The following is a 7,743-nucleotide window of genomic DNA, read 5'->3' as shown; positions in this document are numbered from 1 at the left end:
TGTGATTCTCATGTCCGTTTTCAAGGATTGGGGTATAGGTTTTCGTTTCGCTTTTCAGCGCCGAAAGAAACGGGCTGGTTATTGCAGGACGCGGCGGCATTGAGACGACGGTTGATCAGACTCTGATGCGCGGGTTGGATACCGCAGGACCGTGGTTCGTCTCGGGCCTTCCTCTGTCTCACATGGCGCGTGTTGCCGTTTCAGGCTCGCAGAATCACAACGAGGGTTACCCTGACCGGCCGCCACGCCCAGCAATAAACAGCGTGATGGAATTGAACTTGTTTTCTCCTTTCCCTTGATGCCTTTTCGTCAGGCTGCCTTTGTTGGGGTAATGGGAACTGTCGTCGCAATCGCCCAGGCGAAGGCAGCGAGCTCGCGCGCGATGGCGACGATGACGATGTTTGTGGGGCGGCCACTAGCCTGCATGCGCCGATATCGTTGGCATAGCCGCACCTGCGCCTTCCAGGCGATCGCCCTGATCGCTTCAGGCAGCCCCTCCGTTCGTTTCAGGATTTCCTGGCTTACACGCGCAGGCAATCTATAGGTCCATGCGCCTTCGACCAGCATGCGCCGCGCACGGGTGTTGCCGGCCTTCGTGATTGAACCCCGCGACACGCTGGCCCCGGTCGAGCGCTCTTTGGGAACCAGACCCAGCCATGCCATGAACTGCCGGGGATTGTTGAAGCGTCTGAAGTCGCCGATCTCCGATACCAGTGTCACCGCCGAGATCTGTGCGACACCGCGCAGGGCCTGGATCGCTTCGACGACAGGGTTAAGCGACCAGTCCGGCAAGAGCGCCACCATCTGCCGGGTCAACCGCTCACGCCGTTCCTCGATTTGCTCGATGGCACGAATATATTCTTCCATAGCGATCTGCTGCGCACGGTGATCAAAGCGCTGTGTCGCCAGCCAGTTTCGATGAGCTCTTGTCCAATGAGAGCGGCCTTCGAAGACCCGCCCGTGCCGGAGCAGGAACGATAAAAGATGCTGGCGCGCGCGCCGTAGATCCGAGACCGTCACTTCCCTTGCCCGGCAGAGATCGCGCATGGCCTCATGTGTCTCGTCGGGAACCCAGATGGACGACAGTTCACCAGCGCGCAACAACGCGGCAAGCGCGACAGCATCGCGGCGATCCGTCTTGATCTGAAGCCCCGGACGGGTCGGAACCAGCGATGGCGCGACGACAAGGCATTCATGGCCAAGATCGCGAAGTTGACGATACAATCCATAACCTGTCGGGCCGGCCTCATAGCAAAGGCACAGGCGTCCGTGACGTCCAGCAAGCTTGTCGACAAATTTGCGCACCGCATCAGCACGGTTGGCAATTTCGCCGTAATAGCGAACCTCACCTTTGCGGCCCGCTTCCGCCAGACCGATCGCGATTTTTTCCTTGCTCACATCCAAACCAACGTAAACTGCGATATCATCGACCACGGCTCGTCTCCTATGTTTGAGGCTCTGGCGCTGCAGCTAACCCTCGTTCTGAACATAATGCGAGACGAGCCACCCTGCCGGCTAAGGACATGGGGTCTCAAGATGCTGGCTGGAATGGAGGCCAGCATCGAATGACTAGACCTCTTTCAAATGATCTTCGCAAGCGTGTTGTTGATGCGATCGAGGCCGGTGAGAGCTGCCGGTCGGTGGCGGCGCGGTTCGGTATTGCGGTATCTTCGGCGGTGAAGTGGTCGCAGCGGTATCGTTCGAGCGGCTCTGTCGCGCCCGGGAAGATGGGCGGTCACCGCAAGCGTGTTCTGGAGCCGTACCGGGCGTTTATCGCGGAGCGGATCAGCCAAACGCCGCATCTGTCACTACACGGGTTGAAGGAAGAGTTGGCCGCACGAGGGGTGAAGGTATCCCACGACACCGTATGGCAATTCCTGCGGCGCGAGGGGCTGCGGTTCAAAAAAAACACTGTTCGCCCTTGAGCAGGCGCGTGCCGACATCGCACGACGACGACAGCGCTGGCGGTCCTGGCAGACCGGCCTCGATCCAAGGCGGCTGGTCTTCATCGATGAAACCTGGATCAAGACCAACATGGCACCGCTTCGAGGCTGGGGGCCGAAGGGCAAACGCCTGCGCAGCTTCGCCCCGCACGGCCATTGGCGCACCCTGACCTTCCTCGGCGCGTTGCGCTGCGATCGGCTTGCCGCACCCTGCGTCTTCGATGGACCGATCAACGGCCAGTGCTTCCGAGCTTATGTCGAACAGCAACTCCTACCGGTGCTCGAACCCGGCGACATCGTCGTGATGGATAATCTCGGTTCCCACAAGTCGGGCGCCATCCGTCAGATGATCCGCGATGCTGGGGCGCGGCTCTGGTACCTGCCGCCCTATTCACCTGACCTCAATCCGATCGAACAGGCCTTCGCCAAAATCAAGCACTGGATGCGCCTGGCTCAGAAGCGAACCATCGATGACACCTGGCGCCACATCGGACACCTCGTCACAACCATCGAGCCTAGCGAATGCAGCAACTACTTCGCAAACGCCGGATACGCTTCCGTCAAAACCTGAAACGCTCTAGAACGAACAACGCCACAGAAAGTGTCCTGTTATCACCGTCATGTTCTTAGCACTCAATAAAGTTCCATAAATCTGATTACGCTGCAAACAACACAACGCTCCGCTTAATCAACAGATCGGGTTTTCAATCGCTTAGCGCATTAAGCGCGCGGATCGCTGGTTCAAAACCCTTCAGGAGCAATGACCTCCATGCTACCGGAACCGGCCACTCCGTCGATCCAGCAATTCTTCATACTACGCTTCGTTGGAACCGCCCTCAGGCTGGGTGGGCCAGTCGGAAAGCAGCGTGATGCCGAACTGCGGTGCCGCTGCCTTGAGACGGGCGACATCGGCCTCGGCCGACGCATCGGGTTTCTCATCGGCGCCGATCTCATAACCGGCGTGTTCTACAAAGGTATCGAACAACGAGGGTGTGCCGACCAGAACGTATCGCGCCGTCTTGTCGGTGTTGTTCATGAGTTGGTGTGGAACGCCACGCGGCATGAAGATGCTGCCACCTGTTGTCAGCGTGTGCATCTTTCGATCGATGATGGCGGTTAGCTCTCCTTCGATCATGTAGATCGTCTCGTCATCCTCCGCATGGACGTGAACCGGCGTTCTCGTGTTTCCGTCGCTGCGGTTTTCAAAGAGGCAGAACTGGCCGTTAGTCTTAGCGCCGGAGAGCAAGCGCTTCATGGCGACGCCTGCCACTACGAAGGTCTTGGTGGTGTTCTGGGTCACGGTTGAATCCTTTCAGTTCTTGTAGGCTGCATTTTCAGTCTGGGAGCCGGACATCCACTTGCCGATCAGGACGACCACCAAAGCGATTACCGGAATTCCGGCGGCGACAAATGGCAGGTTCGTGAAGTCGAGGCCGTGCGCAACTGTGGTTCCGCCAAGCCACGCGCCGAGCGCGTTGCCGACGTTGAAGGCTGCGATGTTGAGGCTGGAGGCAAGGCTCTCACCAGCGCCCTTTGCCTTCTGCATGACCCACATCTGCAGCGGCGCGACCGTCGAGAAGGCGGCGGCACCCAGCAGGGCCACCATGACGATCGTCAGGATTTTGCTGTGAACCACGAGGCCGAAGACGATCAGAACGGCAGCCAGAGCAAGCAATGTGCCGATGACGGTCGGCTGCAGGAATCGGTCGGCGAGCTTGCCGCCTGCAAGATTGCCGAGGACGAGGCCGCCACCAAAGACCAGAAGGATCGGAGAGACAGCTGCCTCACTGAACCCCGTGACCTCGGTCAGCAGCGGGGCGATGTAGGTAAAAACCGTGAACAAGCCAGCGAACCCAAGAGCGGTGACCGAGAGCCCAATGATGACGGAAGGGTTTATCATTGCGCGCAGGTCGGCGCGCCAATCACTGACCGCCGTGGTACCATGGTCAGATGGAACGTAACGAGCGATCACCGCCAGGGCGACGATGCCAATCGCGGTGACGGCCCAGAAGGTCGCCCGCCAACCGAGTTCGAGACCCAGCCAGGTGCCAAAGGGCACGCCGAGGATGTTCGCCGCAGTCAGTCCCGTGAATATGACAGCGATGGCGGACGCCTTGCGGTCCGGCTTGACCAGAGAGGTCGCGGCGACTGACCCCACGCCGAAGAAGGTACCGTGCGCCAGCGCCGTGACAACGCGCGCGGCGAGCAGGAACCAATAGCTCGGCGCAAGAGCACAGGCGAGGTTGCCAATGGTGAAGATCACCATTAGCGCGAGAAGGACTTTCTTACGGGACCAACCGGACAGAAGGACGGTCAGGACCGGTGCGCCGAGCGCAACGCCGATGGCATATCCTGATATCCGCAGTCCGGCCGTCGGGATCGATACGTTGAGGGCCGTCCCGACCTGGGTCAAAAGACCCATCAGAACGAATTCGGTGACGCCGATCCCGAAGGCTCCGATCGTCAGGGCGTAGATCGCAATAGGCATTGTCTTCTCCTTGTCGTTTACCAGCGACAAACGGCACGGTTTCCCGATCGGGATAGCGACGCGTCTCTCGTTGCCGATGAGGACTGGATCCGGTTGAGCGCGCTTAAGCGCTCGGGACGTGGGCGGCGGATGCCGCGACTTTCAGAAGCTGCGCATGTATATCGGGCGAAGCGGCAAGCAGGCCGTCAGACGACCAGCCAAAGCCATTGCCGGAAAGATCGGTGACGATGCCGGCTGCCTCCTTGACCAGCAAGGTACCGGCAAGCCAGTCGGGAATGTCATGGCCGACCTCGAAGTAACCATCGAGCCGACCAGCGGCGACGTAGGCAAGCTGCAGCGATGCCGAGGCCATCTGACGGACGACGAAGACTTGCCCGGTCACGCGTTCGAGCAGTCGGAGTGCCTCGGCATGCTCTTCCGGTCCGACCTGAGCGATCGGCGGTACGGCCGACCCCAGAACGGCGCCTTTGAGTTCTGTCTTGTGCTGGGTCGTCACGCGCTCTCCGTTCAGCGTCACACCGTGACCTTCCTGGGCAACGAACAGCTCGTTGGAGGTCGGATCATAGACGATCCCGAAGACGCAACGCCCACCGATGACAAGCGCCAGCGAACTCGACCACAGCGGCAGGCCCTGCAGGAAATGGTATGCACCGTCGATCGAGTCGTAGACCCAGTAGGCGGCATTCGGATCATCTGGCATGTCCTCCTCGCCCGTCCAGCCGATGTCAGGATAGCGTGTCGCGAGCTGGCCGCGCAGATCGGCGGCCGCCCTAGCGCTCCTGGATCGCACCCAGTCGATGACGGAGGCAATGTCGTCCGTCGACGAAGGGCGGTCGATGGAGGCCGCGATCTGGTCGGTTGCGGCACGGAGCAGGAATGCACAGGTATCGGTGTCTACGGTGATCATGGCTGTTCTTTCTTCGAAACTCGATTGACGATGGAAGAAGGATATGGCCCTCTGCCTGCCTCACAAACTCGCTTTGGCCCGGCGCGGAACATGGTGCGAAAACCCAAGCTAAGTCCCAGAAAACAGACGGTTCAGGCGCGTTCCGCGGTTACTGTCGAGATCATCGTCGAGGCGGCAGCTCGCATTCTGGAAGAGCGCGGGTTGGAAGGGTACACGACCAATGCGGTGGCCGATCGCGCCGGGGTCAGCATCGGGTCGCTCTACCAGTATTTCCCGAACAAGGACGCCATCACGATCGCGCTCATCCATCGTGAGACCGCTGACCTCTTTGCCGACATCGAGAGGGCCAGTTCGGAAGACGATTGGCGGAATGCGCTCGCCTTGATGACCGACGCGGGCGTGGCCCATCAACTGCGACGACCGGCACTGGCCCGCCTCCTCGACATCGAGGAGGACCGTCTCCCAAACCACGCCCGCGAGAAGAGCGTCATCGACGTGATCCACCCGGCGCTGACCTCTGTCCTGCAGAAGGCCAACCCCAAGACTGATATCGATCTCGAAACGCTGGCCTTCGACGTGATGGCGATCACCCGCGGGATGACGGACATGGCAGGCATCCGACGGGAGCTGGACGGAGTGGCTCTACGGGCACGTACCCGGAAGGCCGTGTTCGGCTATCTCGGGCTGACGCCGCCGAAGGCGTGAGCCCGCACTCACTTCATCGAAACGACGCCCATCTGCTTCAAGAGCGTCAGATTGTCCTCGATGTGCCAGTTGTCGGTCACCTTACCGTCCGTCACTTTCAAAAGATCGGTTGCGATGAATTCGATTGACTGGCCCGCCCCCTTGGTCGTAGCGAACGTCCCGGTGAAATGACCACGGAACACCATGTGGACGGTGACGTAGTCGCCGGAAAACACCATCTTGCGGACTTCGACGGACAGATCCGGAACGGCGGTCCGGAAGGTCTTAGACGCGAATGCCGGGCCATCAGGTCCCTGCGGACGGCCTTCGGGTAACGTATGGTCGGTGAAGGACGGCGAGATCGCAGCCTTGAGATCCGCCTCGTCTCCGGTGTTCCAAAACGAGTAGAAATGCCGAGCTGCCGTCTCCGCAGACGCCTCGGCATGTGATCGCTTCGCTGAATGGACGATGTCGTCGATCTTCAGCGGTGCCGCCGCGAAGGCCGGAGCTGACACGGAAATTGCAAGAGCGGCAGCCGCAAGGCCGCCTGTCACAGCGTTCTTGATCATTGTCTTCAACCCTGTTTCGGTTGGTCAGTTGGTTTCGACGTCGTCCCGGAAGACGAGTTCGAGAAGGATGCCGCCCGGGGTGTGAACAAACAGCCGCCGTTCCCCGAGCTCGGGAAGATCCATGGTGGAGTAAAGGATCCCGGTAGCATCCAGCCTGCCGCGGAAGGCGCCGTATCCTTCGAGGCGGAACCCGACATGGTCGATCGTCTCGGCGTCCCGGCCAACGGGCGCACCGCCGCTGGGGATGAGATGGACGATCGGTTCGCCGTCGCGGTAGAGCCAGTAGCCAGGAAAGCTGAAGTTCGGTCGGAAGCCGACGGTCAGCCCAAGCAGGTCCTCCAGGAATTGCCGGGTTCCATCGAGGTCCGCCGTCCGCAGTGTTACATGGTCGAGCTGCATGGCATCAGCCGATTACGCCGCCGCCATCGACACGCACGGTCGATCCGGTGGCAAAGGGCGTCGTCATCAGGAAGAGAACGGCGTTGGCGATATCGGAGGACTGGCCGATCGTCTTGGCAGGCAGATTGCCGGCGACGCGCTCGAACATCGCGGCGCGGTTCGCCTCGTCCATCTTGCTCCATAGCGGCGTATCGATCAGGCCCGGCGATACGGCATTGACCCGAATGGGAGACAGTTCCAACGCCAGACCGCGGGCAAGCGATTCCAGTGCTGCATTGATCGCGCCTTGCAGTACCGACGAGGCCGATGGGCGCTCGCTCAGGAACCCGGAAATAAAGGTCAGCGTGCCGCGTTCCGCAATCCTTGCGGCCTTGGCGATCCGGTAGGCACCCCAGAACTTGCTCTCCATCGCTTTCTTCGCGTCATCGAGCGAAAGCTTGCGAACCGGACCGCTGGGCGTCTGAGCCGCAGAGACGACGATATGATCCCATGCGTCATGGGATCCGAAGACGGTTTCGATCGCAGACCCATCGCCGGTATCGAGCACGACTGTGGCCATCGAGGGATCGACCGACGCTGCGGCTTTCCCGAGCTTGTCTGGCGATCGCGATGCGATTGTGACGACAGCGCCTGCGGCATGTGCCTGCTGGGCGACTGCAAGCCCGATGCCCGAGCTGCCGCCGATGACGAGGACGCGCTTCTGGTTCAACGATGCCATGTCCATCTCTCCGCGATTGGTTTCGATGACGGTAA

Annotated in this window: 9 protein-coding genes; 2 read left to right on the top strand and 7 right to left on the bottom strand. The window is 60.6% G+C overall.

Annotation, left to right across the window (positions count from 1 at the left end):
- Window positions 1–309: 309 nt before the first annotated feature.
- Window positions 310–1,434, bottom strand: a complete 1,125-nt coding sequence (locus DQ393_RS13330; protein ID WP_112339943.1) for an IS110 family transposase — start codon at window positions 1,432–1,434, stop codon at window positions 310–312.
- 131 nt (window positions 1,435–1,565) lie between these two features.
- Between DQ393_RS13330 and DQ393_RS13325 the strand changes: the two genes are divergently transcribed.
- Window positions 1,566–2,514, top strand: a protein-coding gene (locus DQ393_RS13325; protein WP_112342250.1) for an IS630 family transposase whose coding sequence is annotated in 2 segments (ribosomal slippage) — window positions 1,566–1,901 and window positions 1,903–2,514 — 948 coding nt in all. Because the reading frame shifts where the segments join, the coding sequence is not laid out codon by codon here.
- 243 nt (window positions 2,515–2,757) lie between these two features.
- On the opposite strand, the gene DQ393_RS13320 is transcribed toward DQ393_RS13325, so the two are convergent.
- The 3 genes from DQ393_RS13320 to DQ393_RS13310 all read right to left on the bottom strand — a co-directional run bounded on the left by DQ393_RS13320 (window position 2,758) and on the right by DQ393_RS13310 (window position 5,338).
- Window positions 2,758–3,243: a cupin domain-containing protein gene (locus DQ393_RS13320; RefSeq protein ID WP_112342249.1), complete on the bottom strand. Its 486-nt coding sequence runs from the start codon at window positions 3,241–3,243 to the stop codon at window positions 2,758–2,760.
- Window positions 3,244–3,255: 12 nt separating this feature from the next.
- Complete coding sequence (locus DQ393_RS13315) at window positions 3,256–4,431, bottom strand: MFS transporter (RefSeq protein ID WP_112342248.1); 1,176 nt, start codon at window positions 4,429–4,431, stop codon at window positions 3,256–3,258.
- A gap of 103 nt (window positions 4,432–4,534) precedes the next feature.
- Window positions 4,535–5,338, bottom strand: coding sequence for an inositol monophosphatase family protein (locus DQ393_RS13310; protein ID WP_112342247.1), 804 nt, complete (start codon window positions 5,336–5,338; stop codon window positions 4,535–4,537).
- Between the two features lie 90 nt (window positions 5,339–5,428).
- On the opposite strand from DQ393_RS13310, the gene DQ393_RS13305 reads away from it, so the two are divergent.
- Complete coding sequence (locus DQ393_RS13305) at window positions 5,429–6,043, top strand: TetR/AcrR family transcriptional regulator (RefSeq protein ID WP_112342254.1); 615 nt, start codon at window positions 5,429–5,431, stop codon at window positions 6,041–6,043.
- 8 nt (window positions 6,044–6,051) lie between these two features.
- On the opposite strand, the gene DQ393_RS13300 is transcribed toward DQ393_RS13305, so the two are convergent.
- The 3 genes from DQ393_RS13300 to DQ393_RS13290 are packed head-to-tail and all read right to left on the bottom strand — an operon-like array spanning window position 6,052 to window position 7,708.
- Window positions 6,052–6,591 (bottom strand): ester cyclase, encoded by a 540-nt coding sequence (locus DQ393_RS13300; protein ID WP_112342246.1) that lies wholly within the window; start codon window positions 6,589–6,591, stop codon window positions 6,052–6,054.
- Between the two features lie 24 nt (window positions 6,592–6,615).
- The gene (locus DQ393_RS13295) at window positions 6,616–6,990 is read right to left on the bottom strand and encodes a VOC family protein (protein ID WP_112342245.1); all 375 of its coding nucleotides are present in this window, start codon (window positions 6,988–6,990) and stop codon (window positions 6,616–6,618) included.
- A gap of 4 nt (window positions 6,991–6,994) precedes the next feature.
- The gene (locus DQ393_RS13290) at window positions 6,995–7,708 is read right to left on the bottom strand and encodes an SDR family oxidoreductase (protein WP_112342244.1); all 714 of its coding nucleotides are present in this window, start codon (window positions 7,706–7,708) and stop codon (window positions 6,995–6,997) included.
- Window positions 7,709–7,743 lie beyond the last annotated feature (35 nt).

The organism is Martinezella tropici, from assembly GCF_003287875.1.
GTDB lineage: Bacteria > Pseudomonadota > Alphaproteobacteria > Rhizobiales > Rhizobiaceae > Rhizobium > Rhizobium tropici_C.
This window is presented reverse-complemented; position numbering and strand designations above follow the sequence as displayed.